The following is a 25,413-nucleotide window of genomic DNA, read 5'->3' as shown; positions in this document are numbered from 1 at the left end:
CCGTTCGAACAAAGGAGATCCCCGTGTCCGCGAAGAAATTGGCGGCCGTGCTCGCGGCGGCGCTGCTCGCCGTGGCCGGCTGCGCCTCGACCGCGAGCCAGAACGCAGGCACCAGCTCCACCGGCGGGACCGGCACCCCGGTGAGCATCATGGTCGGCGGCTTGAACAAGCAGATCTACCTGCCGTTCATGCTCGCCCAGCGGCTCGGTTTCTACCAGCAGCAAGGCCTGAACGTGACCCTGCAGGACGAGGGAGCCGGAGTCGACGCGACGACGAACATGGTCGCCGGCAAGGTCGACGGCGTCGGCGGGTTCTACGACCACACCATCGCCATGCAGGGCCTCGGCCAGTCGCTGGAATCGGTGGTGTCGATGCTGACCACGCCGGGCGAAGTCGAACTGTGCCGCAACGAGGTGCGCGGCCAGATCCATTCGCCGGCCGACTGGTCCGGCCGCAACCTCGGCGTGACCGATCTCGGTTCCTCCACGGACTTCCTGACCCAGTACCTGGCGCAGAAGAACGGCGTCGACCCGACGAAAATCCACCGCGTGGGCGTGCAAGCCGGAGCCACGCTGATCGGTGCCCTGCAGCACGGCAACGTCGACTGTGCGATGACGACCGAGCCGACGGTGTCCACGGCCTTGGCCCAGGGCGCCGCGTTCGTCCTGCTGGACATGCGCACCGCGGCGGGCACGAAGCAGCAGCTGGGCGGCCAGTATCCGGCGACGTCGCTGTACATGACCACGAAGTACGTGGACAGCCACCCGCAGGTGGTGCAGAAGCTCGTCAACGCGTATGTCGAGGCCCTCAAATGGATCCAGGGCCACAATGGTGCGCAGCTGGCCGACGTGATGCCTGCCGACTACTACGCCGGGTCCGGGAAAGACGCCTACGCCAAGGCATTCGACAACGAGAAGGGCATCTACAACCCGACCGGGATCATGCCGCCGGACGGGCCGAAGACCAACCTGACGGTCCTGCAGGCGTTCAATCCTGATGTGAAGGGCAAGCAGATCGATCTCGGGAAGACTTACACGGACAAGTTCGTGACCGCGGTGCATTGATGCGGAGCTGCTGTGCCCGGGTGCCCTGTGGTGCCTGGGCACAGCAGTTCGGTGCGACCGATGAGAAATCGCCCGCCGCGTCGTCAATCCTGGTAGCTCCCTCGCACCGGTGGAAGGATGGACGACCATGACCGACGCAAGACTGGGTACCGACGAGACCACGTTCATCGCGGCGGTCAGATCCGGCGACCCGGCGCGGTTCGCGCTCGTCACGGAGCGGCATCGGCGCGAGCTGCAGGTGCACTGCTACCGGATGCTCGCGAATTACGAGGACGCCCAGGACCTGACGCAGGAGACGTTCCTGCGGGCGTGGCACAAGCGAGAGTCGTTCGAAGGCCGCGCCGCGCTGCGGACCTGGCTGTACCGGATCGCGACCAACGCCTGCCTCGATTTCCTGGACAAGCGCACCGACCGCACGCCCGTGCTGTACCCCGATTCCGAGCTGCCGTACCTGCAGCCCTATCCCGACCCGATGCTGCCCGAGGACCCGCAGGAATCGGCGGTGGCGCGGGAGACGATCGAACTGGCGTTCATCGTCGCCGTCCAGCACCTGCCGCCGCGGCAACGAGCGGTGTTCATCCTGCGCGACGCCCTCGGTTGGCCCGCGTCGAAGGCCGCGAGTGCTCTCGAGCTGACCGTCGCATCGGTGACCAGCGCACTGCAACGGGCACGCGGCACGATGCGCGAGCAGTTGCCCGGCCGCCGCCTCGACTGGCGCAGCCCCGACGAGCTGTCGGACGACGAACGCGGCGTGGTTAAGTCCTATATGGACGCCCATGAACGCAACGACATCGACGGGCTGATGTCCTTGCTGCGCGCCGATTTGCGCTTCGCGATGCTGCCCGATCCGGGTACCGTGACCAGGACGGCCAAGGACGCGGTCGACGGCTGGGTCTCCGCCGGACTCTTCCAGCGCGGCTACGACGACTGGCGCTGCATCGCCACGATGGTCAACCGCATGCCCGCCGCGGCGCTGTACCTCCGGACTCCCGGTGCCCCGGAACACCGGCTGCTGAACGTCGCGGTCCTGCACATCGTCGACGGGAAGATCGCCGAGCTCACCGGATTCGACGTCACCGGCAAGCCCTGGCTGGGCCTGCCCCCGACACTGTGAGGCCCGTCTTGGACGAATCGCCAGTGCTTACCGCCTCGTCTCGTAGCGGCTCAGCACGACACCGCCGGGAAACGTCCGCGTCTCCACCAGATTCAGCTTCACCCAGCGGTCCAGCGCGGTGAAGAACGGCGTGCCGCCGCCCACCAGAACCGGATGGGTGACCACGACGTACTCGTCGACCAGCCCGGCCCGCATGGCGACCCCGGCGAGCGTCGCACCGCCGATGCTCATCGGACCGCCGTCCTCGGCCTTGAGCCGGGTGATCTCGCCGACCGCGTCGCCGGTCGCCAGCCGCGTGTTCCAGCCGACCTTGCCGACCGTCGAGGAGAACACCACCTTCGGCGTGTCCCGCCAGTTCCGCGCGAACTCGACCTGCGCCGGGGTGGCGTTCGGCTGCTGGTCGCCGGTCGGCCAGTAGGAACTCATCGTCTCCCACAGCTTGCGCCCGTACAACGACAGGCTGTTGGCGAGTTCCCGGTCGAGCCACCACTGGAACAACTCGTCGCTCGGCCCGCTCCACCCGATGTCGTCCCCGGGCGCGGCGATGTAGCCGTCCAGGGTCAGGTTCATGCCGTAGGCCAGTTTCCGTGTCATGCCAGTCCTCCTGTGCGCGGGTTTCACAGGTACAGACGGGTGAGGCGCGGAAACCTCATCGGTGCGCCAAGCGCGTCGGCAGGAGGCCGCGCCAACGTACCCGCTCTCCATAGTGCACCGTGCACCACCTGACTTCCCCCGTTTCGTCACCCAGCCCGAAGCACCGAACCCGCCGCCCTCCCTACCGTCGTGCTCGACGTTGTGATCCCGCACGACAGGAGCCCGCCGATGACCCGCACCTCTCGCAGCCGTCTGGGTGTGCTGCTCGGCAGCACCACTCCGCCGGAACAGATCGGCGCGCAGGCCGCCGCCGCGGAAGCCGCCGGGTTCGGGGAGTTGTGGTTGCCGGAGGACTACTTCTTCCTCGGCGGCATCGCGGGCGCCGCGCTGGCGCTCGGGGCGACGTCGCGGCTCCCGGTCGGCATCGGGGTCGTGTCGTCGGTCGTACGGCATCCGGCGTTGCTGGCCATGGAGATCAGCACGCTGGCCCGCGCTTACCCGGGCAGGCTGATGCCCGGGATCGGGCACGGCGTTCCCGCCTGGACTGCGCAGATGGGGCTCACTCAGCGGTCGCCGATGAGTGCCCTGCGCGAAACCCTCACCGCGGTCCGCGGGTTGCTGGGCGGCGAGACGATCAACGAAGAGGGCCGGTTCGCCGCGTTCCGCGAGGTCGCGATCACGCACCCCGTTCCGGAGCAGGTGCCGCTGTTCACCGGGGTGCTGGGGGACAAGGGGCTCGACCTGACCGGACGGCTGGCCGACGGTCTGCTGGTGAGCGCGCTCGCGCCGGTCGAATACGTGCGGAGCGCGCGGCGCAAGCTGGACGAGGCGGCGCGCGCGGCCGGTCGGGACGAGCACATCACGATCACGGTTCTCGCGGCGGCCAACGTCACGCGGGATCCCGGGCAGGCGGCCGCCACGAGGGAAGCGCTCAAGGCGGTTCTCGCCTTTTACCTTGCCGCGACTGGTCCGGGACCGTTGTTCGGCGCGGTCGGGGCCAACGAACAGCTCGCGGACCTGCTTTCGCGTGGCGGTCCGGAGGTGGTCGCGGCCGAGATGCCGGACGCCTGGCTCGACGTTTTCGGCGTCGTGGGCGGGCAGGACACCGCGCGGGAACGCCTCAAGGAATACCTCGACGCGGGGGCGGACAACGTCGCCATCGCGACCGTCGTCGCGGACGGCGCGGAAGAAACCCTTGCCGCAGTAGGCGAACTGACCGGCGAATTCACTCACTGAAAGGGCACGACCAATGAGCACTGACCGCGAGCGGATCCTCGAAGTGCACGAAGGCTGGTACGAGGCGAACGTCGGCCTCGTCGCCGACCGGATGCTGCAGTATTTCCCGGAGGGCGACGGCTACCACCAGTTCAACCTCAACGGCCACACCTACCACGGCGTCCTCGACAAGCACCGGTTGTGGGTCAACGCCGCGAAAATCGGGCTGAGCATCACCGCGATCAAGGACACCGTCGGCCCGGACGTCCAGGTGTTCGGCGACGTCGCGCTGCTCACCGCCGAGGGAACCGCGGACGTGCTCGCCCCGGGCCAGCAGGACCCGGTCCCGACTCCGTTCCGCACCACCGAATTCTTCCGCCGCGACGACGGCAAGGGCGGCCCGGACTGGCGGATCTGGCACATGCACGTCAGCGTCCAGGACCCGCAGATGCCCAAGCACGGAACGGAATGAGGCCGGACTTGGACCGCGTCAGCGTCGAAGGACGGACCGGGAAGCTGTCGGTTCTGTGCAGGAAAGACGACCGGCCCGGCGTCCCGCTCGTGCTCCTCCATCCGATCAACTCCGCGGCGGTGGTCTGGAAAGACGTTGCCGCGCGGTTGAACCGGCCGGTCGTGGCGCCAGACCTGCGCGGGCACGGAAACTCCGGGCAGACCGGCCCGTTCACCGTCGAGGAAGGTTACGTTCCGGACGTCCTGTCGGTCCTCGACGCGCTCGGGCTGGACGAGGTGCATCTGGCCGGAGGATCTCTCGGCGGCACGATCAGCGTCGCGCTGGCGGCACTGCATCCCGGACGCGTGCGCAGCGTCGCGACGTTCGGTTCGACGCTGGGCACCGGGGTTCCGGCCGAGGCGATCGCCGCGATGGTGCGCGAGCTCGAGAGCGAGGGGACTGCGGGGTATTTCGCCGGTCAGGTCCCGCAGATCGTGGGCCGAAAGCACCGCGACTCGGCGCGCATCAGGGAAGTGATGGCGGAGGCCGTCGGCACCCGGCCGACAACGGTGGTCGCCGAGATCCTTTACGGAGCGTTCGGCGCGGACATCCGGCACCTGGCCGGAAAGGTTGCCGCTCCGGTGCTGGCGGTCGCTGGCACCGAGGATCCGACCTGCCCGCCCGCGATGTCGCGCGAACTGGCCGAAGCCACCGGCGGCACGGCGAAGGTGCTGGAGGGGACGGGTCACCTGCCGATGCTCGAGGAAACCGATCAGGTGGCCGACCTCCTCCGGGAACACCTCGCGACCGCCGAGGAAGGAAGGCCGTGACGTACTCGATCGTCGCGCGCGATCCGGTCACCGGACAGCTTGGCGTCGGCGCCCAGACCCACTTCTTCGGCGTCGGCACGCTGCTGCCCTGGGCCGAGGCGGGCGTCGGCGCGGTGGCCACCCAGGCGTTCGTCAACGTCGACTACGGGCCGCGCGGCTTGGAGCTGTTGCGGGCGGGCGTACCCGCACCGTCCACTGTGGACCTGCTGGTCGCCGAGGACCCGGATTCCGCGTACCGCCAGCTGGGAATCGTCGACGCGCGGGGTTCGGTGGGTACGCACACCGGCGAGTCGTGCGCCCCGCACGCCGGTTCCGCGCGCGGGCATCAGGTGACGGTGCAAGGGAACATGCTGGCCGCCCCGGACGTGTGCCAGGCCGCGCTCAAGGCCTTCGAGACCGCGGACGGCGACCTCGCCGACCGCATCCTCGCCGGGCTGCAGGCCGCGGACGGCGCCGGGGGAGACGTGCGCGGTTCGCAGTCGGCCGCGCTGCTGGTGGTGTCCGGCCGTCGTGGTCCGACGCCGTGGAACGAGGTCGTCGTCGATCTGCGCGTCGACGACCACCCGGACCCGCTCGCCGAACTGGTGCGGCTTCTCCCGCGTTCGCGGGCGTTCGGCGAGGTCGGCGGGGTGATGTTCGCGCGCGGCTTGACGCTCGGACCGTTCGACGGTGTCTCGCCGGGCGAGTTGGACGAACGGCTGAGCGCCCTCGCGTCGGCGGCGGAGGTCATCGGGCCGGACAACCGCGAGGCCGACTTCTGGCGCGCGGTCCTGCTCGCCCGCGCCGGACGGCACCGGGAGGCCGCCGACCTCTTCGCGGAGGTCGTGGCGTTCCGGCCCGCGTTGCTGGGGTTCGCGAAAGGGCTTGCCCCGCTGGGCTTTCTCGACGACGAGGCCCTCGCCGCGATCACCGCGGACATCGAGGAGCCAGCATGAACCCCGCAGCCGCTGTCCAGACCGCGAGGGTGACCGAACTGGCCGCGGACCTGGTCCGGTGCGACACACAGAATCCGCCCGGCGGCGAGCGTCCGGTAGTCGAACCGCTGTATACGGCCCTGCGCGAACTGGGTGCGGAGGTGGAGATTTTCGAGCCCGAGCCGGGCCGCCCGTCGATCGTGGGTCGCATCGGCTCCGGCGAGGGCCCCACGCTGCTGGTCAACGGGCACGTGGACGTCGTGCCAGTGTCCGAAGAGGACTGGTCAGTGCCACCCTTCGGCGGCCTGGTCCGGGACGGGCTGCTCTACGGCCGGGGCGCCTGCGACATGAAAGGTGGAATCGCAGCGGCGATCGAGGGAATGCGCGCCTGCCGCGACGCCGGAATCGTGCCGCCCGCGGACATCGTCTTCCACCTCGTGGCCGACGAGGAGACCGGCGGCCGGTTCGGGACCGAGGCGCTGGTCGCGGCCGGGCTCGTGCACGCCGACGCGGCCGTCGTGCCCGAACCGAGCGAGCTGCGGGTCGGGGTGGCCGAACGCGGCTCGCTGATGGTCGAGATCGTGGTGCGCGGCCGGGCGGGACACGGCAGCGACCCGGCGGCCGGACACTCCGCGGTCGCCGACGCGGCACGGATCGTCTCCGCGCTCCACCTGGCCGATTTCGGCGACAAAGAGCACCCGCTCCTGGGCACCCCCACTGCCAACGCGGGAACCATCGCAGGCGGCACCGCCGTCAACATCGTGGCGGCCGAATGCCGGGTGCGGATCGACCGGCGCGTGCTGCCCGGCCAGACCCGGGACGAGGCACTGGCCACCGTGACCGGGCTGATCGACGCCGCGGGCAAGTTCGACTACGACGCGGACGTCCTCGCCTTCGCCGAAGGATCCGAACTGGACCCGGACCACCCGTTCGTCGCCGAGGTCCGCCGGGCGGCGGGCGACGCGCCGGTCCGCGGGCTGAAACTCGGCACGGACGCGCGGTTCCTCCGCAACCAGCTCGGCATCCCGACCGTCGTATACGGACCCGGATCGATGACCGTCGCGCACACCGCCGACGAGTACGTGCCGGTCGCCGATTTGACCGCCGCCGCTCGCGCTTTCGCCCGGCTGTACGCCGGTTTCCGGGGTGTCGCGACCTCATGAGCAGCCACAACGCCGGTTAAGGTTTGCGCATGGAGCACGTCGCCGAGTCCGCGATCGACGACGTGGTGCGCGGCGCCGTGCACTTCGGGAGCGGAGGCGGCGGCGACCCGTACCTGGGGCAGCAGCTCCTGGTCGCGGCGGTCCGGCGGCACGGGCCGATCCCGCTCGTCACGGCGGCCGAACTGCCGCCGGACGCCCTCGTCCTCCCCGTGGTGTCCGGCGGAACCCCGCACACCCTCGTCGAGAAAGCGCACAGCACCGTCGAGGCGGAGACTCTCCGGACGGCGGTGGAAGCACGCGCCGGACGGAAGTGCGCGGCGGTCCTGCCGATCCAGCTCGGCAGCGTCAACGTGGCCGTCCCGCTGGCCGTAGCGGCCGAACTCGGGCTGCCGTGCCTCGACCTCGACCTGATGCGCCGCACCCTGCCGTCGATCGACCTGACCCTGCTGCGGCTGGCCGGGTTTTCCGTCTCGCCGATCACCGTCGTCGGCGGCTCCGGGGTGGTCGCCGAGTTCAGCCAAGGCTCCGACGCCGTGCTCGGCGAGCTGGTGCGGGCCGTGCTGCCGCCGCTGGGTCTCGTGGCGCTGATCAGCGCATATCGGGTGACCGCGGGAGACTGTGCGCGGCTCGGCGCCGTCGGGTCGATCAGCGAGTGCGCCCGGATCGGCGCTGCGCTCGCCGAACCCGGGTATGAGCCGTACCTGCGCGCCTGCGGCGGACGCCTGGTGTGCACCGGAACCGTCGCCGAAGTCCTGCAGCACTCCTCGGACGGCTGGCCGCGCGGCGTGGTTTCCCTCGACACCCCAGAGGGCTTCGCGCGGATCGACTTCCAGAACGAGAACCTGATCGTCAGCCGGGAAGGCACGGTGCTGGCCACGGTCCCGGACCTGATCGCCGTCGCGGACGCGGACACGAGCGCGCTGACGCAGACCGTCGACCTCGCTGTCGGCCAGGAAGTGCACGTGCTCGCCAGCCCGGTCGACGAGCGGTGGCACACGCCCGAAGGACACGCTGCGGCCGGGCCGCGCGCGTTCGGCTACGCCGTCGATCCGGTGCGATTCGACGGTTCGACATCCTTGGCCGGTGCCCGATGAGCGTGGTGCGAGTGGGGCTTGACGCGGTCTCCGGCCGAGCCGCGGCGTTGGACGAAACGAGCCGAATTGTGGCGTCCTATCGCGGAACCGGCTCGGCAGCGCGATTGCTCGACGCGCTCCTGGCGAAGGTCGATGCCGAAGCGGTCGACCGGGTCGTGGCGATCCTGCCGGAACCCGTGCCCACCGGATCTCGGATCGGGATCCTGCGGATCGGCGGCGCGACCGCGTTGCCGCCGCTGGCGGGCTGGCCAGTCGAAATGTCCACCGCGCTCGCGGGACCAGTCGCGACGGTCCGGGGCGGGCACGAATACGACGGCACGGCGTCGGCGCCCCTGGACCTCCCTGCGGTAGCCGAATTCGCCCGCCGGTGCGTGGGAAATGTCCGCGCGGTCGCGGTATCCGGAGTCCACGGGCTGGAAAACCCCGACCACGAACAGCAGGCCGCGACCCTGCTCGCCGAAGTGCTCGGCCCGGATGTCCCCGTGCGGAAAGGCAGCGAGACAGAAGCGATCGGCTTGCTGGAACGGGAAAACACCGCCGTACTCGACGCATCCCTGGCCGAGTTCACTCGCACCCGGATCGAGGAACTGGGCACCGCGGTCCGGAAACACAATCCGAAGGCCGAGCTGTATCTGGTGCGCGGCGACGGAACGGTGCTGCCCGAACTCGCCGCGCAGCGCCACGCCACGGCCTGCCTCGGGGCGGCCCGGGCGGCGTTGCTGCACGGTGCCGCCCGGCTGGCAGGAGTGCCCGCGGCTGTGGTGGTGGATGCGACCGGCAGCCAGACTGTCGTCGGGACGACGCACGGCGGTTTGCTTCCCGAATCGGGCGCACACCGGGAATTCGGCGGGATCCGGATCGGTTGGCGCCTCCCGCGCCTGACCGTGCTGGACCGCGAGGGTTCTCTCCCCGCAGCGGTCGCCCGCGCGCGGTACGGACACGACGATCTCCCGGTCGTACTCATCGGAGACCGGCCGCTGCCCGACGCGATTCGGCCGCCGGACGCCGATCTCGCGGCCGCGGTGGGGGCAGCGACCGCGGAAGCGGCGGGCTCGGTCGACCGGATCTTCTGGCAGGGCGCCGGCGGAAGGGAAGATTCGGCGGCCCGCGCCCGGCAGCTGGCCCGGGACGCCGCGATCCGCGCCGGCGCCGACCCCCGCACCCTGCGGGAAACCCCGGTGAAGGAGGCGCTGATGACCTACGTTCCGGTGCCGGCCGCGCGCCTGCAGGCGACCGCGGTGGGACCGATCCTCGAACCGGTGGCGCCATGACAGTCACTCTCGCCCAGTTGCTGGACCTGAACCTGATCGAGCACTACGAGGTGCTCGCGGGCGAATCCGGGCTGAAGAGGCCCGTCGGGGCGGTCGTCGCGGGTTCCGCGGTGCACGAGATTTCCGAACTCGCCCCGCGCAGCGTCGTGGTGTTCGGCCGGGACCAGCTCGTCCTCGACGACCTAGTGGCGGATCTCGCGATCCGGCTGGCGGGCAGCACGGGCCTGTCCGGGATCGTCGCGGCCCGCCCGCACCGGCCGGTGCCCTTCGCCACCCGCAGGCTCGCTGACCGGCTGGCGTTGCCGCTCATCGGCGTCGAGGACATCACTCCCACCGGGGTGATCACCGCGTTCGAGCCCTACGTCAGCGCCCCGGAGATCGCGGGCCTGCGCGTGCTCGGCGACGCCTCGCGCCGCTTCCAGCGCCCGCCCGCCGACGCGAACGCGCTCACCTCGCAGCTCACGGCCACGCTCGGCGAACCGGTGGCGCTCGTCGATGCTGAAGCCCGTTTCGTGGCCGGCGATCCGGAGGTGCACGCGTTGCTCGGCAGGTGCGCCGACCCGGCGCTGCTGGCCGATTCGCGGCCGGTCGCCCTGACCGTCGGGACGGACGGCGAGCTGATGCTGCACCCGGTCCAGATCGACGCGACCGGGCCCGCGGTCTGCTGGATCGCGGTGCGGCGGCCCCGGTTCGCGGCCGGAGTGCTGCTCGAACCGGTCAGGCGCGCGATGGCGATCGCGGCACTGTCGTTCGCGGTGCACGTGGCCGGGGAGGCCGTCCGCGACGAACGGGAACACCGGCGCCGTTCGCTCCTGCTCAGCGAGATCCTCGAACAGCCCGGCGAACCGGGACGCCGCACCGTCGAACGGGCCACCGCGCTCGGCTGGCGGCTCGCCGGACGGCACACCGCGGTGCAGGTGCAGGCGGCGGACACCCCGGCCGCGCTCCGGATGTCCGCGCTGGGGACGGAATTGGAAGCACAGCTGGCCGAACACGGCATCGACGCGAGGCTCGTCGAACGCGGCGAGGGATGGCTGTTCTGGCTGACCGCCGAGGCCGCGGATCCCGGCCCGCTGCTCGACCGTCTCGCGAGGACGCTAGCCGCCGTCGAAGCGGAGCATCCGGGGCTGCGGCTGTGCGCGGGAGTAGGCCGCGCGCAGACAGGAGCGGCCGGCATCGGCCGCTCCGCCGAACAGGCCCGTCGCGCGGCCCTGCTCGCGCACACCTCGCACCGCCGGGCAGTGGTCGAGCACGTCGACGCCGGCAGCGCCCGGAAGCTGATCGCGGGCTGGTACGGATCCGCTCCGTTGCGCGGTGCGGCAGCCGACCTGCTCGCACCGCTCGACGAGGCAGACCCGTCCGGCGGCCTGGTCCGTACTTTGCGGTGCTACCTGGATTTCCAGTCGTCGGCGAAGGCCGCCGGAGCCGCTCTCGGCGTCCACCGCAACACCGTGATGCAGCGCATGGAAAGGATCGCTGAGCTGCTGTCCGTCGACCTCGGCGATCCGGACGACCGCCTGGCCGTGCACCTGGCCACGCGTGCCTCGGGCGTCGACTGGGACGAATCCAGCTGACCGCACAAAACGGCGGGCAGTTGTTCGTCCGCGGTGCACGATGACCCGGCGCGGCTCGGCCGGTTGAGTGTCCGGAATGGACACACGTACCGCGCGAATCACCATTGGCTACAAGGCATCGGCCGAGCAGTTCGGACCGCGACCGCTGGTGGAGCTGGCCGTCCTCGCCGAACGGCAGGGGTTCGATTCGGTGCTGGTGAGCGATCACTACCAGCCCTGGCGGCACCGGAACGGCCACGCGCCGTTCTCGATGGCCTGGCTCGCCGCGGCGGGGGAGCGGACCGAACGGGTCCGGCTCGGCACCAGCGTGCTGACCGCGACCTTCCGCTACCACCCGGCCGTGGTGGCGCAGGCTTTCGGCACGCTCGGCGCGCTGTATCCCGGACGCGTCCTGCTCGGTCTCGGCACCGGCGAAGCGCTCAACGAGGTCGCGGTCGCCCGCATGGAATGGCCGGGGTTCAAGGAACGCTTCGCCCGGCTGCGGGAGGCGATCGACCTCATCCGTCGCTTGTGGACGGAGGAGCGGGTGAGTTTCGACGGCGAGTACTACCAAACGGAAAACGCGACCGTCTACGACCGCCCCGCGCGGCCCCTGCCGATCTACGTCGCCGCAGGCGGTCCGGTGGTGGCGAAGTACGTCGGCCGAGTGGCGGACGGCTTCATCTGCACCAGCGGCAAGGGCATGGAGCTGTACACGGAGAAGCTGCAGCCCGCTGTCGACGCCGGAGCCGAGCAAGCAGGCCGCAAGCCCGCGGACGTCGCGCGCTCGATCGAGATCAAGCTGTCCTACGACCCCGACGCCGAGGCCGCCGTCGCGAACACCCAGTTCTGGGCACCGCTGTCGTTGACCGCCGAGCAGAAGCACGGCATCTCCGACCCCGTCGACATGGAGCGCGTCGCCGACGAACTCCCGACGTCCCAGGTCGCTTCCCGGTGGATCGTCTCGTCCGATCCCGACGAGGTCGTCGAACGGATCGGTCCGTACGTCGACGCCGGTTTCACCGACCTGGTCCTGCACGCGCCCGGCACCGACCAAGCTCGCTTCCTCGACCTGGCCCGGCAGGATCTCCTGCCGCGGTTGCGCAAGCTGGGCTGAGAGCCCTGCCGAGCGGTCTTCGCAGTGCGGTGAGCCCACTGACGGCGCTCCGGACGCTGCTTAGCCTTCCTCCCACGCAGCGTGGCGTGGACGGAAGGAGCGGCCCCGATGACGGCAGTCGATGCCAGGCCAGGAGGACCGATCGCCGCCGATCTCCCCCCGCCGGACGGCACGATCCGGCTGACCCTCCTGGTCAGCGCACGACGCGGCTGGTTCAGCGTGGCGGCCCCCGCCTCGGGCCTGGACCGCCCGCTGGCCGGGGCGGCGCCGTGGGACCCCGCCCGGCTGCCCGGCCGTCACCAACTGGTGCTGATGACGACACCCCGCCCGGCTGCCGACGACCTGGCGCAAGCCTTGACCGCCGCCGACCGCGCGGGATCCGCAGCACTCGTCGTCCGGACTCTGCCCACTGGAGTGGACCTCACGACCGCAGCCGTGCCAGTACTGGTGGCGGAGGTCGGGTGGACGGAGATCAGCACGGTAGTGCAGTCACTGTTGTCCGGGTTCGGCACTCTTTGCGCGGCCCCCACCGCAGGCGGCCTCTACGATCTCGCCGAAAGCGCGGCCCTCGCGCTGGACGGCGCCGTGGTGATCGCCGATTCGGCCTTCCGTGTGCTCGCTTTCGGCTGCAGCGAACCGGTGGACACACTCACCGGCGAAATGGTGCTCGCCCGACGTGTCCCAGCGGAACTGCGGGCGAGACTCGCCCAGGTACGAAGCGTCACGCACCTCGAAGGCCCCCACTGGGCCGCCCCAATCCACTCCGCCGGGATGACCGTCGGCTACGTCCTCTGCACGCCACGCCGATCGTCCGCTTCCGTGCCTCGGCTGCTGGACGACGTGTCGACGGCTGCCGCTGCCTGGTTCGTCGACGAACCCGCCGTACGAAACGACGAAGACACGATCCGCGCCGAGTTACTGCGCGGCCTGCTGGCGGGCTCCGGATCACTGGAAGCGCTGACCGAACGTCTCGGCCCTTCGCGTCGATGGCGTCTCGCCGCCCTCGGCCCTATCACCCCCGACCTCGAAGGAGCCCTGGCACGCTGCGCCCGAATGCTCGACCCGGCGACGGCGACCGCCGTGCTGGGTTCCCTCATGTTCGTCCTGTTCCCCTCCACCCCCGGCTCGGGCCCCGCCGACTTCACCGAACGCCTACGACGCCGCGCCCCGGCAGCCACACCGCTGGTGGCCTGCCTAGGCCGCCCCTGCACCACCGGTCCCGAAATCCGCGCCGAACTAGCTCCCCTCCGGCACGCCGCAGGTGTACTGGCCGCCCGAACTGTGCCGGTGACGGCTCACCTGACAGACCTCCTCCCGCACGTCTTGATCGCGGAACTGGCGGAAGTAGCCGCCGAACGCCCCGCCCTGCTAGAAGGCTCCCTAGACGTACTGCGCCGCGACTCCTCCCCACGCGGTGCCGAGTACCTGAACACACTTCGCTGCTGGTTCGACGCCGGCGGAGACGCCACCCGTGCTGCGGCTGCACTTCACATACACCGCAACACGTTCCGGTACCGGCTGCAACGAATCGAAGAACTGTGCGCGGTCGACCTCGACGATCCCGTGCAACGCTTCACCATCGAGCTGCAAACCCGGCTTCTGGTGTCTCCCAACGGCCCCTGGCGAGACAGGCAGGGGCGGCCCTGAAACCGTACTGATCGGTATGTTTCACTGGATCTCGATCCGTGGACTGCGCACGCGACCGAAGAATGGCCGGGAGCGCCTGTACAACCTGGTGCCGATGGCATGGACGCTGCGCGCGGCAGGCCACGACGTCCGGATCACGGCCCACCTCGGCCTCGCCGACACCGTCACCCGCAGGGGGTGCGTGCGGTCGATCAGCCGCGCACGTCGCGGACGACCTGCTGCGGCTCGCCCGGGCCGACGAGTCGAGTGGCTTCGGCGCCGAGATCTTCGAGGGACAAGTGTTCGTGTCGTCGTTTGTCCACGAACCGGCCGTTCCAGTTGTGTCCGTGGCGCTGGCAGCGCTGGCGGACGTACGCGCGCCAAGTTCCTGGAGCTGCTCCTGTTCCTGGTCGGCGAGGCCGGGCAGTCGGAGCGAGCCGAACGCGAAGGGCGGGATCTTGCCGCCGAATGCGCGGCAGCGGCCAAGTCCGGTATCTGGTTGCTCTACGCGGAGATCTTCTCGGGACGGCGGGTGGATGCCGCGGCGTATGCGTACGAGACGCTCTCTCTTGTCGAAGAGGACGAAGAACGGCTCGCCTTGCTCGGGTGGCTGCGGGTGAGCTTCTGCCTTGGGATTCGCGATGACGGCGAGTGCGGCAGCGGGTGAATCCTGGACGAAAGGCCGTCGGGATAGTGAGTTGATTGAAGGCCTCCTTGCCGCATCGGCAAGGAGGCCTTCGAAAGTCCACAATGGACTCAGAAGCGCGCGCAGCTCGCCATCAACGGCACTTCGCGGCGCTTTCGGCGATCGCCACTCCGCCGACCTTCCCGTCGGCCGTAGGAGTGAACTCGAAGTGCCACCCCGGCTTCTCCGCGATAGTCAGCTCGAACCGCCCGGCCGGACCCTCCTTCAGGCCGCGCGCGTCGTACGCCTTGTGCAGGTCGGCCAGCGAGGATCCGGCGCCGATGCCCTCCGCGGTCTTGGCGTCGGGCGGGGCGCCCAGTTCGTGCAAGCCGTTCTTGCCGAACGAGGCGCCACCGGCCGCGGCGAACGCCTTGTCGCGCTCTTCTCGCTTGCCGGCTAGATCGGCGATCGCCATCGCGGAGTCCGCCGCCAGCTGAGCCGCCTCCGCGTCCTTGGCGGCGGCTTTGGCCAACTCCGCGGCGGACCTGCCCGCAGGCTGCTTCGCTTCCCGGTCCGCCGCGTCCGCCTTGGCGTTGAGGTCGTCGGCCTTCCGCTGCGCCTCGGCCTCGGCGGCCAGTCTGGCCTGGTCCGGCGCCGGGCCGCCCTGCCAGCTCAGGACCGTGCAGCCGTCCAGCGTCGACACCGGCGCGTTCGCGAGCTTCCCGGTCGCGAGCGCCGCTTCCTTGGCCATCCCCGGGGCGATGCCGCGGTAACCGGCCGCGCCGAAAACCTCGGCGCGGGCGGGCGCGGGGCTCGATGGTGCGGTGGTGGCTTCCGACGAACACGCCGCCAGCGCGGTGAGCGCGGCGACCACCACGGCCGAACGGCCGATGGACATGACAAAACCCTTGTGCATCTGATTCCCCTCGTACCGGACCCAAATCAACGGGCCGTCGCTCTCGGAGGCCCGAGATAACAGATAACTTACCGGATCTTGGGGACGTCCCCCATTGATTACCGGACGAGGTGGGGGGCGCTCTGGCGGGCGTCCGAGCCGGAGCCTGGTGCTCGTGTGGGCTATGCGTGCCCGGTGGCCGTCTTGCACGTCCCTGAGCTTGGGGATGCTTCTGATGGAGCAGTGTGTCCGGTCAACCTGACGGGGCAGTTTGTTGGACATCCGAGGCCCTTAGCGGGGAGGACGCCTTAGACCGGATCAGCCGATTGTCGTCTCTGACCTGTCGCGTACGAGGACGCGCGTCTTCGCCTTCGGCGACGTTCTGCACCGGTGACGTGGGTTCTCGTGTGAGACGCCGCAGCACACATTGTGTAGATCGGCTCCGGCGGCTGTCGAGGAGAGAACGGGCCAGGCACAGGCGGGGTGGGGTCGGAAACTCCGGCCGTGACCACAACTGCGGACGGTTGTCGCAGGCCAAGGTCTGCATCGAACCGGGAGAACGCGGCGGCTGAGTCGGCCCTGATTCATCAGGGTTTTGCGGAGCGCAACTTTTTAAGCAGGCGTTGGTACTCGGTAATATTATCGGTATTTTCTGGGCACATCTCGCGGAGCGTTTCCTGTTCGACGTCGATCGCATCGTTAATCGCAGCGATCGCCTCGTCTTTTCTGCCAAATTCTGCTAGTCGGACGGCGAGCAGATGGAGGAACCCGGTATACAGGAGGTTATCGACCGTGCCGGTGCGTCGGTCTCGGCGCAGCGCTTCCACCGCTTCGACAATCGCGTCGAGGCTGTCCTGTCTGCGGTCCAAGCTCTCGAGGTGGAGCGCTTGTATTCCCAAGCTGGTCGCGAGGTCGCGCGTACATGCCCCCGGCTGGTGCTCATCGAGCTTTCTCAGCACATCGGCCGCTTCGCTCGCGCTGACTTCCGCTTCCTCGATCCGGCCGGCGCTGGACAAGGCGTCAGACAGCACGAGCAACCTTGAAGCGAGGTCCTCGGAGTGGGCTGGTGACCCGTCCCGCTTCGCGCAGCGCACGATGCTGGCCGCTTCTGATAGAGCTGAGGCCTCGGCATCGTACCTGCCAAGGTCGTGCAGAAGATTCGCTTGGTCGCACAGCAAATCGGCGAGCAGCTCCAAACGTGCTCTCGTTTCGAGGAAGTCGAGTCGCCGGCAGCCCTCGACCGCGCCGGTGATCGCCTCGAGTGCTTCCTCTGTCTGGCCGCGCTCCTTTCGGCATTCAGACAGGCCGACTAAAGCCGGGACCAGTGAACGCAGGTGAACCGGATCATGTTCGACCAGACGCTGCTCGACCTCGATCTCTTCGAGGCGAGCCGAGAGTTCGTCGTCGATTTGCCCGAGGCCGCGGGAGATGCTCGCGAAACTGCTCAAGCTGTCCGCCAGTTCGGACAGGCGAGTCCAGTGTCCGTCCGCGGCGAGCCGCCGCTGGATGTCAATTGCCTCTGCGGCGCAAGCAAGTCCGTGGGCAAGGCGGCCCAGGCTGTGGTGGAAGGTCGACATCAGGCGCAGGCTCTCCGCGAGACGGACCGCGTAGACCGCGGGACGGCGCTCGGCAAGGCGGCGTTCGATTTCTACGGCCTCCGTGATCGCCTCAAGCGCTTGTTCGTGTTGTCCCAGATCGCCCAGCCGTGACGCGAGGCCGTACAAGGACATGTCAAGGGTGGCGGAGTGAGCGTCGGGATGCGATTCCGCAAGCCGTCGTCGGATGCCAACAGATTCCTGGGCTGCGGTCAGCGCTTCTGAATGCTGCTCCAAATTCGCCAAAATGTTCGACTGGCTATTGAGACTGCTGGCGAGGTCGGCGAGGTCTTCACTGTTTTCATAGGCGGCCAGAGCTCTGCGTATGTCAGTCGCCTCGTTTATTGCGTCAATTGCCTCTTCTGGCTTGCCGACGAGCTCGAGAATATTGCCGAGGTCCGCCAAGCTCGTCGCATACCAGCGGGCATCTGAAACTGTCATTGCGCTGCCTTCGAGGCTGCCGCGCTGAAGGCGTACCGATTCGTCGATGCAATCCAATGCTTCGTCGAATCGGCCAAAGCCCTTCAGGCTGCTGGACAGCGTGTTGAGAGCAGGGAAAAGGAGGGTGGGCGGCGCGTCTGGGCGGGTTTTCTGTAGTTGGCGCATGATTTTGACAGACTCGGTGATTGCGCTGAGAGAGTCGTCGTATCGACCTATTTTGTTGAGGCGCAATGCATGATGTTGCAGCATCACTGCCTGGTAAGCGTCGTCAGCGCTGCTTTTGGGAGACTGTTCGCGGCAACGTCGCACCGACGCCGCAGTGATAGCGACAGCGGCATCCGCCAGCACTTCGCTATGCTCAGGGAAAGCGAAGACCAGGATACCCAGTGTGGAACTGTCCGCCTCGAGGTCTTCCGAGAATCCGGTGAGAGCATCGATAAGTGGCGTCGGGTCCTCGACCTGCGTAGCAGTATCGACAGCTGCTAGGAGGAATTTGGAGTGGCGCAAGCACAGTGCGGTCGCGGCCGCGGAAACCCTCGAGCCGAATGCGGCATGTCCGGCGGCCCGTGCGGTCACCGTGAGTATGGCCTGCGCTTCTTCTTCGGACACCGAAGCCGCGAGTGTTTCGAGCACGCACGGGCGGTCGCGGTCGAGAAGGAGCCGGCCAACCAGTCGCTCAGCCAACCTGTCAGGCCCCAGGCCTTCGAACTTCCCGTTGTCGGCTATGGGGTATAGAGCGAGCAGCCACAACCGAACGGTCTCACGCTGTCCCAGCGGAAGGTCGGCTACGGATGGAATTCGCGCCAGAAGGTCGTCGAGCTCGTCTCTGCCGTCCGGTGCGACGACAGTCGCGGCAGCGACGATGTCGTCGAGCATCGCCGGTGTGGCGAACGAGGACAATCCCGAGGCTAGGGCGGCGATCCGCCAGTAGCCGCGTTCGTGATCAAGCATGCGGTCTTCGGGGCCTCGCTGAGCGTCCGCCGTGGGCCGCGCCGATTCCGCGATCGCGTCCAGAAGGTCGGCGAGTGCGGTCATGTGCACACCCAGGACGGTCTCCGCCTTCAACCCGCGAAAGGGGCGCTCTTTGATCGCGGCCGCGGCGGCGCTCCAGGCGGTTGCGTCAGATCCGCTGATGCGGGATGCGGCTGCGCCGAACGCGGTGACCGCTTCAAGATAGCTCTGTGTGCAACTTTCGCTGTCGCCGTCCAGGGCGGGCAGTGCGGAAACCTGTGCGATGTCGACTACGTCCCGTATGGCGTCGCCCGCCGACGGCAACTCGCGCCACCAAGCGCCGGTGGCGCGGGCGATCAGCAGCAGCTTGACCGGAGCCGAGGATCGACGCCGCGCCAGCACGTCTGCCAGGGCCGCCAACTGCTGGCTTCGGCCTTCGGCGTAGTCGACGACGACCAGGGTTGGCGGTTTGACGCCGGCCAGCACGTCCAGAGACCGCATCGGTGCGTCCTTGTCGAGCCACAGCACGGCCCAGCCGTCCTGGACTCGGCTGGCTCCGAACTGGTGGGCCAGCCTCGTCTTGCCTTGGCCGCCAGGTCCGTGCAGCAGCCACGCGCCAGGGCCCTCGCTCTTCGCCCAAGCATCCAGCTTCGCGAGCGTCTCCTCTCGGCCGTGGAAGGGAACCACTGCCCGGCGAGGCGCCAGCAGCCCGGCAGGGGACATCAGCGAATCGCCTGCCGACGACCGTGCCTGCGGATCGGCCAAGCCGCGCAGCTCGACGGCGTCGCACGTCACCGATGTGGTACCCGAGTGACGAGCGACGATCTCGGCGAAGGCCGGCTCTCGCAACAGCACGAACACGGGCACCGCCTCCAGGGCGGAGTGCACACGATCCGCCGGCTCGGCGGCGACGACACCCGTCACCAGCCCTTCGCAGATCATCGCCGCGCCGGACATCCCGCCCCACGGCGACCTTCCGGCCGGCGGATGAGAGCCGAGATTGATGACGTACCGCTCACCGACCGCTCGGTCGCCCGGATTGATGAATCCGGTGAGTTGCAGAACGTCGATTGCCCGGTCAGGACGCTGGACAAGATCCGGGACGCCGCCGCACTCGCACTGAGCTCCTGGCCGATGCGTGACCAGGCGGCCCCAATCGACGGCGCCGGACAGCGGCGGCGCCCACCCGGCGCCGTCGACCTCGATCAAAGCCGCGTCGTCGCTGCCGCCCGGCGTGCCACGCCACGCGACCACGCCGGTGAACACTCCCCGCTGGCCGGGGAAGAACACGGTCGCCCGCTCACCCGCCGCGTCCACGACATGCGCTGAGGTCAAGACGAGCGATGGTGCGATCACGTAGCCGGAGCCGGGAGCCGTCCCGGTCACCGCGACTACTCGTTCCCATTCCACGGAGTGGCACGGATCCTTTCAGCGCTCGCTGTCCGTCGGGACTCCGCCCGGGCACTCCGGGCGCACTCGCTCGCCCGCGACCAGCAAGTCACCGCCGCCCGTCCGACGAGGCGTGAGGGTCACCTTCACCTTGTGCGTCCGGCCGGACGTGACGGAGCCTTCGACATCGGCGGATACGACCCAGGCTTTGAAACCCGCCTTTCCTTTGGCGTCCCGGCGCAATTCGACTCCGAACTCGAGTTCGACAGGCCCGACGACGAACTCCACCGGCTCGTCCGAGGCCGTCGCTGCCGCATCGAGGAGTTCGTCGCGCAACGCGACGACAGCGTCCCTCAGCTCGATTTCCATTGACACAGAGTGGCAGACCGGCCGAGGGCGGTTGCTGAGGCGGGGTCCGTCGCCGGCAGCGACGACGCACCCGTGCGCATCGAGCACTCGGATCGCCCCGTCCTGCAGCGGCATCAGGTCTTCACCAATGGCGACTCGCGTCACGGACTCCATCGTCCTGGAGCCGGATGACTTGATCAGCTTACTGCAAGCGGCTTCAGGAGCTGGGCGGTCCGGAACGGTGTTCGCCCCGGCTGTCGCCGCAGTCCGAGGTCTTTCGCGCCGGCGAACAGCTGAATCCGCACTTGATAGGCGCTCTTGACGCCGCGATTCCGACCTGCTTGACCGGGTGGCTCGTGTGGATCACCATGTCGAATACGGAACTCGGCGGTAAAAAATTCGCTCGGATTGTCCTGTTAGCCCATTCGGACGTGCGAGGTGTGTTCATGTGGAGGAATTGGGTAGTCGATATGAGTTGATGGTTCGAATCGCGTGTTGTGTGTACCACGCTGTCGTTGATGCACGGGGGGATTGTGGTCGAGTCGTCGAGTGTCTCTGATGACACTGGTATGGTTGGCAAAGAGCGTAGAAAAGTACTGGCCATGGCGGAAGGAATTCGACGTCGGGCACCGGTTCGAGTTCCGATAAAAGCACTTCTGGCTGCCGACTCGCCGAGGATAAACGGCGAGAACGATGAGCATGTGCGAACGCTCGCTGAATCGGGTGCGGAGTTGCCGCCTATTATCGTGCAACGGGGCACGATGAGGGTGATCGACGGAATGCACCGGCTGCGGGCTCAGGTGCTGCGCGGTGCGGGGGAGATCGAAGTCCTTTTTTTCGACGGAGACGACACTGCGGCTTATGTTCTCGGGGTGTGCGAGAACATAAGCCATGGCTTGCCCCTTTCTTTGGCCGACCGGACGGCGGCGGCGTCTCGTATCATCGCTTCCTGTCCGAGCTGGTCGGATCGGGTGATCGCCGCCGCTGCCGGACTGTCGCCGCACACTGTCGGCGGGCTCCGCCAGCGTGCAACCGGGCGCGGCGCGCAGTTGCACAACCGGGTGGGTGCTGACGGTCGCGTGCGGCCGATCAACAGTGCGGGCGGCAGGGAGTTGGCTGCTCGCCTCATCGCCGAGAACCCGGACGCTTCGCTGCGTGACATCGCCCGCTCTGCTGGTCTCGCCCCAGGGACGGTCCGGGATGTTCTGGCCAGGATTCGCCGCGGTGCGGATCCGGTGCCGCAACGGTTGCGCCGCACCGCCGATCAGGCCGGCCGCGGCCACCGGCGTCCTGACGGCGGCGGATCAGCCGGGAGAATCTTCGCCCAGGAGCGGGCGCTGGTCCTTCGCGGCCTGCGCGGGGACCCGTCCCTGCGGTTGAGCGGGGCGGGCCGGATGCTGCTGCGCTTGCTGGACGTCAATGCCGTCACCGAGCAGGATTGGGAGCGGATCATCGCCAACGTGCCCGACCACTGCAAGGAAACGGTGCTGGGGCTGGCGGAGGGCTGCGCGGAGATGTGGCAGAAGGTTGCGGAACGGCTGGCTGTAGAGAGCGCGGACGGGACAGCCGGATGACCTGATGAGTTCGCTGCTTCGTCGTGTGGGCTGGTCCGCTCAGACAGTGCTCGTCACTGGTACTGGCACCTCCATTCGGGCGTCAGTGCCAATTATGGTGCCCGAATGCTTCTGTCGAATGATTGAGTCGCGCTGCTTTGTGAATCGGGGTTCGGGTTCCGCGGGATGGACGTCCTTTGATTTCGCGGCTAGGATGGAATCTGCCGTTCTGGCAATATGAAAATCTTTTGTGAGCGTTGACGTATCCAGATATGAAACGGAGTGAAAATGAATCTAATTGGTCGTCGAATCGCTTTCGGGGCTTCGATTTGCGCTTTCTCGCTCGGGCTGACCGCACTTGGGCAGTCGGTTTCCTCGGCTGACCCCCTGGCTGGCCCGCAGGCGGTCACGGCGACACCGTCCACCGGTCTCAACAGCGGTGACACCGTCTCTTACACGGCTTCCGGGTTCACTGGCAACGAGCAGGTGCGGGTCGGCGAGTGTTCGCCGACAGGCACTGAAGTCGTGTGCGCGCAGGCTACTTCTCAGCACGTGACCACTGACGCGAACGGCGGTCTGACCGGCAAGCTGGTCGTGACGAAGACCTTCCAAGGGGTGAAGGCCGACGGCAGTCCGTACGGCCTGGTGGACTGTGCGGTCTCGGTCTGCGGAGTCGCTGTCACCAACGATTCGTTCAACGAGCAGGCGGCCGCGGTGATCTCGTTCAACTGAGCCCGGAAGCTGTTTGATCGCGCTGCCCCGGTCCGTCGGCCGGGGCAGCGCCGTTTCTTCCGTGGGCGAACAGGGCGGGCCGCATGCGAATGATCATCGGAGCTGTGCGCGTCCGCTGCCGATGGGTGCCAAGCTGCCCCGATGTTGACAGTGCCGTCGGCGTTCGGCTGCAAGATCTCCGACGTTTGGCGAGTAGTCCGGTTTATGGCAGTGCCAGCTGTGTTTTGGCTTCGCTTCGTCGAGTTTTGACGTGCGTATTTCGGTAGCGAAGCGTTCACGCCGCTCGCCCTGCGGTGCCGGAGGACGAAAGAGACGCTTAACCCTCGCTACGCTGCGTCTGGGTTCGTCAGAACAGGCGAAGCACTGCTTGGTCTTGAACCGTCGCCACATGTTTGGCGGTGGCGACGAGGAGGTCGCCGTTTCGGTCGTAGGGCCCGCCGTCGACTTGGACGTGCCCACCTCGTCGTACCGTTCGACCAGCGGCTGGGCGAGTTCGCGCTGCGCCTGGGACACCTTCTTGTTCAGCGTTCGCTTTCCGGTTGCCGCCGGTCACGTGATCGTGATGGTCTGATGCGGTGATCGAAGTGGGGTGGGAGCGGCCGCTGCACCAGCGCGGCGTTGCCTCGGGCTTCGCGGTGACGAACGGACAGGTCATCGTGCACGAGCGCAGCACCAGGCTGGTGAGCCTCGACCCGGCAGACGGTTCTGTGCGGTGGGATGTTCCCCTCGGCACGTGGCCGCGTGCGGTGGTCATCGTGGGTGATCGTTGTCTGGCGATCCCGCAGGACAACCCTCGACTGTCCTGTTTGGACCTGGCGACCGGAGAGCGGATCTGGTCCGCCGACGTTCCCGCTGTCCCCGGACACCTGGTCGTTTCAGCGGACGTGGTGCTCGTGGGCGGCTGGCGCGGATACACGCCGCTGCGCGCGTTCGATCTCGCGACGGGGCAGCTCCGCTGGGAAACCGAGCGTCGAATCCACACCGTGCTGCCCGTGCCCGCCGGCGATGGTTTCCTGATCGGCGAACCGGCCGGTACCCGGGTTCGGTTGATCGATCGGCGCGACGGCCGGGAACTGTCCGCATGGCGGCTGCCGCAGCCGCTCGCGGACAACGACGCCGGATCCGTTGTCGCAGAGGCCGGGCCCGGCCGCTTCCTGCTGCGCTGCGGCCCGCGCGCACTGGCTGAAATCGTCCTGTCGTCCGACACGGTCCGCGAGTTCGTCCGGGCCGATGCCGACCTCGCGGCTGCGGCGCCGGAACATGCGGGCGGATTGCTGTGGATGCCGGAAGTTCGCGGCGGCTACACCGTTGTGGAGCCCACCGCGGGACGCCCGCTGTGGCGCGTCAATGTCGGACAGCGACTGGTCGGCGATGTCGTCCCGACGGCCGACGGCTTCTTGGCCGCCAGCACCGACGGGACGCTGTACCACCTGACTTCCGACGGACGGCTCGCCAAGCGCACCAACGTGGCGCGGAGAATCTTGGCGCTGCGTGGGGCCGCAACCGACCAGCTGTTCGCGCTGACCAAGGGCACCCTGCTCGCCAGCACGATCAGGAATAGCGCGTGGTTGGAAGGTTAGGCCGGCGGACCGGATAAATGGGAGGCGGGGACAGCGGGTTCGCGCGACACTGCGCAGGTGATCACGATGCAACCGGTTGTCGAGGTGAACGCGCGGGACGGCTTCGGCCTCTGGCCGGTCGCGGAGTTCGAACCGGGCAGCTATCTCGCGCTCGGTGGCGGTCTCACGGCCCGTGAGGTCGGGACGGTGTTGATGTGCATCGCCAGCTGCAACGACGTCGACCCGGGCGATAACGGCCGTCCGCCCCGTCCTGCCGACGAGTTGGGGTCGTTCCTGCACGGCCTGCTCACGGTCGACACCCTGTTTGCGTCCGGCGGCCTGCGGGTGACGGACACCGCCTCGGGCGCGCTGCTGCCGGGTTGTTGCAGCGGCCTGGAGGACTGGCGCGAGTGGAACCGCGTCCTGGAGATCGGCGGCCAGGCTTGGTTCGGGCACGATCCCACCCCGTGCGCTGAACGTCGCGGCGACCTCGTCCGGCTGACCGTCGACGCGGAGCGGAGCGACAGCCCCGTCATCGAACTCCCGGCCGCGGCACTCCAGCGCTTGCTTGCCGCCGTCGAGAACGATCTCGTCGTTTTCCTCGCATTGGCGACCGAATGGGCCGCCAGGAATCTGCCCGGCTGCGCCTCCTCGGTCATCGCGGCTCTCGCCCGGGTCCTCGACATCGAGTCCTGTTCGTTCCGTTCGGAAGGGCCGCCGTGCTCCCGGAAGGAGCAGCCTGTCAGCTCTCGTCCGGTACACCCGCCGCGTGCCTCGAATCATTCTTGGCGAGATGGGTGAGCACGAGGCCGAACGAGGCGATGATGAGGTTTTGCAGCGCCGGCTGGAGGCCGTTCCACTTGCTGGATTGCCACATTTGAAACCATTCTCCGCCGATCGCGATGAAGCCGACCCCGAAAAGCGTCAGCTGCAACACCCAGCCAAGGCTGGACAGCTGTTTCGCTGTCGACAGCGGGCGACCGGCGACGTGAGACCGTATCCAAGCGACAGAACCGGCGATGAGTGCCAGCGCGGTGAGCAGCTCCCACGCGATGATGGCGACGTAAACGGTGTCGGCAAGACCGGGGCTGGTGATGGCACGCCACATCATGTGCGGTGACTGAAATGTCGTGTCCATTGCCAGGACGTGATGGACGAATTCTCGATTCGTATCGAAGTCCGTGATGTTGCCGACGACGACAAGGGTCATTTGCAAGGCTGTCAGCCCGGTGAGAACTGTGGCCGCGGCGGCGAGAGTGCCGATTCTGCTGAAGATGCGCATGGCTGGACCTTATCTGTTTGTCGTGAAGTTCCAGAGA

23 protein-coding genes are annotated in these 25,413 nt (G+C 68.3%); 18 read left to right on the top strand and 5 right to left on the bottom strand.

Annotated features, from left to right (window positions below; all coding sequences use genetic code 11):
- The first annotated feature begins 23 nt into the window (after positions 1–23).
- Both AB5I40_RS07265 and AB5I40_RS07260 read left to right on the top strand, forming a co-directional pair.
- A complete protein-coding gene (locus AB5I40_RS07265) occupies positions 24–1,064 on the top strand; it encodes an ABC transporter substrate-binding protein (RefSeq protein ID WP_370937650.1) in 1,041 nt (346 codons plus the stop codon).
- Between the two features lie 127 nt (positions 1,065–1,191).
- Positions 1,192–2,178 carry an RNA polymerase subunit sigma-70 gene (locus tag AB5I40_RS07260; protein WP_370937649.1) on the top strand — a complete coding sequence of 329 codons (987 nt, stop codon included), beginning with the start codon at positions 1,192–1,194 and terminating at the stop codon, positions 2,176–2,178.
- Positions 2,179–2,205: 27 nt separating this feature from the next.
- On the opposite strand, the gene AB5I40_RS07255 is transcribed toward AB5I40_RS07260, so the two are convergent.
- On the bottom strand, positions 2,206–2,772 hold the full coding sequence (locus AB5I40_RS07255; RefSeq protein WP_370937648.1) for a dihydrofolate reductase family protein: 567 nt from the start codon (positions 2,770–2,772) through the stop codon (positions 2,206–2,208).
- Positions 2,773–3,000: 228 nt separating this feature from the next.
- Here AB5I40_RS07255 and AB5I40_RS07250 point away from each other — a divergent pair, with 228 nt between their 5' ends.
- The 11 genes from AB5I40_RS07250 (at position 3,001) to AB5I40_RS07200 (ending at position 14,673) form a co-directional block, all read left to right on the top strand.
- Positions 3,001–4,008: an LLM class flavin-dependent oxidoreductase gene (locus AB5I40_RS07250; RefSeq protein WP_370937647.1), complete on the top strand. Its 1,008-nt coding sequence runs from the start codon at positions 3,001–3,003 to the stop codon at positions 4,006–4,008.
- Between the two features lie 13 nt (positions 4,009–4,021).
- Positions 4,022–4,459 (top strand): nuclear transport factor 2 family protein, encoded by a 438-nt coding sequence (locus AB5I40_RS07245; protein WP_370937646.1) that lies wholly within the window; start codon positions 4,022–4,024, stop codon positions 4,457–4,459.
- 8 nt (positions 4,460–4,467) lie between these two features.
- A complete protein-coding gene (locus tag AB5I40_RS07240; protein WP_370937645.1) occupies positions 4,468–5,268 on the top strand; it encodes an alpha/beta fold hydrolase in 801 nt (266 codons plus the stop codon).
- Positions 5,265–6,203 (top strand): DUF1028 domain-containing protein, encoded by a 939-nt coding sequence (locus tag AB5I40_RS07235; RefSeq protein ID WP_370937644.1) that lies wholly within the window; start codon positions 5,265–5,267, stop codon positions 6,201–6,203. The genes AB5I40_RS07240 and AB5I40_RS07235 overlap by 4 nt, the downstream gene beginning before the upstream one ends.
- On the top strand, positions 6,200–7,345 hold the full coding sequence (locus AB5I40_RS07230; RefSeq protein ID WP_370937643.1) for a M20 family metallopeptidase: 1,146 nt from the start codon (positions 6,200–6,202) through the stop codon (positions 7,343–7,345). Before AB5I40_RS07235 ends, AB5I40_RS07230 begins: the two co-directional genes overlap by 4 nt.
- Before the next feature lie 29 nt (positions 7,346–7,374).
- Positions 7,375–8,439 (top strand): DUF917 domain-containing protein, encoded by a 1,065-nt coding sequence (locus tag AB5I40_RS07225; RefSeq protein ID WP_370937642.1) that lies wholly within the window; start codon positions 7,375–7,377, stop codon positions 8,437–8,439.
- Positions 8,436–9,710 (top strand): hydantoinase/oxoprolinase N-terminal domain-containing protein, encoded by a 1,275-nt coding sequence (locus tag AB5I40_RS07220; RefSeq protein ID WP_370937641.1) that lies wholly within the window; start codon positions 8,436–8,438, stop codon positions 9,708–9,710. Before AB5I40_RS07225 ends, AB5I40_RS07220 begins: the two co-directional genes overlap by 4 nt.
- Positions 9,707–11,284 (top strand): helix-turn-helix domain-containing protein, encoded by a 1,578-nt coding sequence (locus AB5I40_RS07215; RefSeq protein ID WP_370937640.1) that lies wholly within the window; start codon positions 9,707–9,709, stop codon positions 11,282–11,284. Before AB5I40_RS07220 ends, AB5I40_RS07215 begins: the two co-directional genes overlap by 4 nt.
- Positions 11,285–11,360: 76 nt before the next feature.
- The gene (fgd, locus tag AB5I40_RS07210) at positions 11,361–12,380 is read left to right on the top strand and encodes a glucose-6-phosphate dehydrogenase (coenzyme-F420) (protein WP_370937639.1); all 1,020 of its coding nucleotides are present in this window, start codon (positions 11,361–11,363) and stop codon (positions 12,378–12,380) included.
- Between the two features lie 108 nt (positions 12,381–12,488).
- The gene (locus AB5I40_RS07205) at positions 12,489–14,027 is read left to right on the top strand and encodes a PucR family transcriptional regulator (RefSeq protein ID WP_370937638.1); all 1,539 of its coding nucleotides are present in this window, start codon (positions 12,489–12,491) and stop codon (positions 14,025–14,027) included.
- 94 nt (positions 14,028–14,121) lie between these two features.
- Positions 14,122–14,673, top strand: a complete 552-nt coding sequence (locus tag AB5I40_RS07200; protein WP_370937637.1) for a hypothetical protein — start codon at positions 14,122–14,124, stop codon at positions 14,671–14,673.
- Positions 14,674–14,785: 112 nt separating this feature from the next.
- Here AB5I40_RS07200 and AB5I40_RS07195 read toward each other — a convergent pair whose 3' ends face one another.
- The 3 genes from AB5I40_RS07195 to AB5I40_RS07185 all read right to left on the bottom strand — a co-directional run bounded on the left by AB5I40_RS07195 (position 14,786) and on the right by AB5I40_RS07185 (position 20,271).
- Positions 14,786–15,529 carry a hypothetical protein gene (locus tag AB5I40_RS07195; protein ID WP_370937636.1) on the bottom strand — a complete coding sequence of 248 codons (744 nt, stop codon included), beginning with the start codon at positions 15,527–15,529 and terminating at the stop codon, positions 14,786–14,788.
- 584 nt (positions 15,530–16,113) lie between these two features.
- A complete protein-coding gene (locus AB5I40_RS07190; RefSeq protein ID WP_370937635.1) occupies positions 16,114–19,899 on the bottom strand; it encodes a tetratricopeptide repeat protein in 3,786 nt (1,261 codons plus the stop codon).
- A 42-nt stretch (positions 19,900–19,941) separates the two neighbouring features.
- Positions 19,942–20,271 (bottom strand): trypco2 family protein, encoded by a 330-nt coding sequence (locus tag AB5I40_RS07185; protein ID WP_370937634.1) that lies wholly within the window; start codon positions 20,269–20,271, stop codon positions 19,942–19,944.
- A gap of 497 nt (positions 20,272–20,768) precedes the next feature.
- Here AB5I40_RS07185 and AB5I40_RS07180 point away from each other — a divergent pair, with 497 nt between their 5' ends.
- The 5 genes from AB5I40_RS07180 to AB5I40_RS07160 all read left to right on the top strand — a co-directional run bounded on the left by AB5I40_RS07180 (position 20,769) and on the right by AB5I40_RS07160 (position 24,895).
- A complete protein-coding gene (locus AB5I40_RS07180) occupies positions 20,769–21,824 on the top strand; it encodes a ParB N-terminal domain-containing protein (RefSeq protein ID WP_370937633.1) in 1,056 nt (351 codons plus the stop codon).
- Positions 21,825–22,091: 267 nt separating this feature from the next.
- Positions 22,092–22,535 carry an enediyne antibiotic chromoprotein gene (locus AB5I40_RS07175; protein WP_370937632.1) on the top strand — a complete coding sequence of 148 codons (444 nt, stop codon included), beginning with the start codon at positions 22,092–22,094 and terminating at the stop codon, positions 22,533–22,535.
- A 388-nt stretch (positions 22,536–22,923) separates the two neighbouring features.
- Positions 22,924–23,106 (top strand): hypothetical protein, encoded by a 183-nt coding sequence (locus tag AB5I40_RS07170; RefSeq protein WP_370937631.1) that lies wholly within the window; start codon positions 22,924–22,926, stop codon positions 23,104–23,106.
- 4 nt (positions 23,107–23,110) lie between these two features.
- On the top strand, positions 23,111–24,115 hold the full coding sequence (locus AB5I40_RS07165) for a PQQ-binding-like beta-propeller repeat protein (protein ID WP_370937630.1): 1,005 nt from the start codon (positions 23,111–23,113) through the stop codon (positions 24,113–24,115).
- A gap of 57 nt (positions 24,116–24,172) precedes the next feature.
- The gene (locus AB5I40_RS07160; protein WP_370937629.1) at positions 24,173–24,895 is read left to right on the top strand and encodes a hypothetical protein; all 723 of its coding nucleotides are present in this window, start codon (positions 24,173–24,175) and stop codon (positions 24,893–24,895) included.
- Here AB5I40_RS07160 and AB5I40_RS07155 read toward each other — a convergent pair.
- On the bottom strand, positions 24,837–25,376 hold the full coding sequence (locus AB5I40_RS07155; RefSeq protein WP_370937628.1) for a DUF2165 domain-containing protein: 540 nt from the start codon (positions 25,374–25,376) through the stop codon (positions 24,837–24,839). The two genes, AB5I40_RS07160 and AB5I40_RS07155, sit on opposite strands and share 59 nt — an antisense overlap.
- Positions 25,377–25,413: the final 37 nt, after the last annotated feature.

Source organism: Amycolatopsis sp. cg13, assembly GCF_041346965.1.
Classification (GTDB): Bacteria; Actinomycetota; Actinomycetes; order Mycobacteriales; family Pseudonocardiaceae; genus Amycolatopsis.
This window is presented reverse-complemented; position numbering and strand designations above follow the sequence as displayed.

What these genes read in the sequence shown, in the direction of transcription:
- AB5I40_RS07260 (WP_370937649.1), top strand. Translation starts at nt 1,192, where the DNA reads ATGACCGACGCAAGACTGGGTACCGACGAGACCACGTTCATCGCGGCG.
- AB5I40_RS07255 (WP_370937648.1), bottom strand. Translation starts at nt 2,772, where the DNA reads ATGACACGGAAACTGGCCTACGGCATGAACCTGACCCTGGACGGCTAC.
- AB5I40_RS07250 (WP_370937647.1), top strand. Translation starts at nt 3,001, where the DNA reads ATGACCCGCACCTCTCGCAGCCGTCTGGGTGTGCTGCTCGGCAGCACC.
- AB5I40_RS07245 (WP_370937646.1), top strand. Translation starts at nt 4,022, where the DNA reads ATGAGCACTGACCGCGAGCGGATCCTCGAAGTGCACGAAGGCTGGTAC.
- AB5I40_RS07230 (WP_370937643.1), top strand. Translation starts at nt 6,200, where the DNA reads ATGAACCCCGCAGCCGCTGTCCAGACCGCGAGGGTGACCGAACTGGCC.
- AB5I40_RS07225 (WP_370937642.1), top strand. Translation starts at nt 7,375, where the DNA reads ATGGAGCACGTCGCCGAGTCCGCGATCGACGACGTGGTGCGCGGCGCC.
- AB5I40_RS07220 (WP_370937641.1), top strand. Translation starts at nt 8,436, where the DNA reads ATGAGCGTGGTGCGAGTGGGGCTTGACGCGGTCTCCGGCCGAGCCGCG.
- AB5I40_RS07215 (WP_370937640.1), top strand. Translation starts at nt 9,707, where the DNA reads ATGACAGTCACTCTCGCCCAGTTGCTGGACCTGAACCTGATCGAGCAC.
- fgd (WP_370937639.1), top strand. Translation starts at nt 11,361, where the DNA reads ATGGACACACGTACCGCGCGAATCACCATTGGCTACAAGGCATCGGCC.
- AB5I40_RS07205 (WP_370937638.1), top strand. Translation starts at nt 12,489, where the DNA reads ATGACGGCAGTCGATGCCAGGCCAGGAGGACCGATCGCCGCCGATCTC.
- AB5I40_RS07200 (WP_370937637.1), top strand. Translation starts at nt 14,122, where the DNA reads ATGGCATGGACGCTGCGCGCGGCAGGCCACGACGTCCGGATCACGGCC.
- AB5I40_RS07195 (WP_370937636.1), bottom strand. Translation starts at nt 15,529, where the DNA reads ATGTCCATCGGCCGTTCGGCCGTGGTGGTCGCCGCGCTCACCGCGCTG.
- AB5I40_RS07185 (WP_370937634.1), bottom strand. Translation starts at nt 20,271, where the DNA reads ATGGAAATCGAGCTGAGGGACGCTGTCGTCGCGTTGCGCGACGAACTC.
- AB5I40_RS07180 (WP_370937633.1), top strand. Translation starts at nt 20,769, where the DNA reads ATGCACGGGGGGATTGTGGTCGAGTCGTCGAGTGTCTCTGATGACACT.
- AB5I40_RS07175 (WP_370937632.1), top strand. Translation starts at nt 22,092, where the DNA reads ATGAATCTAATTGGTCGTCGAATCGCTTTCGGGGCTTCGATTTGCGCT.
- AB5I40_RS07170 (WP_370937631.1), top strand. Translation starts at nt 22,924, where the DNA reads ATGTTTGGCGGTGGCGACGAGGAGGTCGCCGTTTCGGTCGTAGGGCCC.
- AB5I40_RS07155 (WP_370937628.1), bottom strand. Translation starts at nt 25,376, where the DNA reads ATGCGCATCTTCAGCAGAATCGGCACTCTCGCCGCCGCGGCCACAGTT.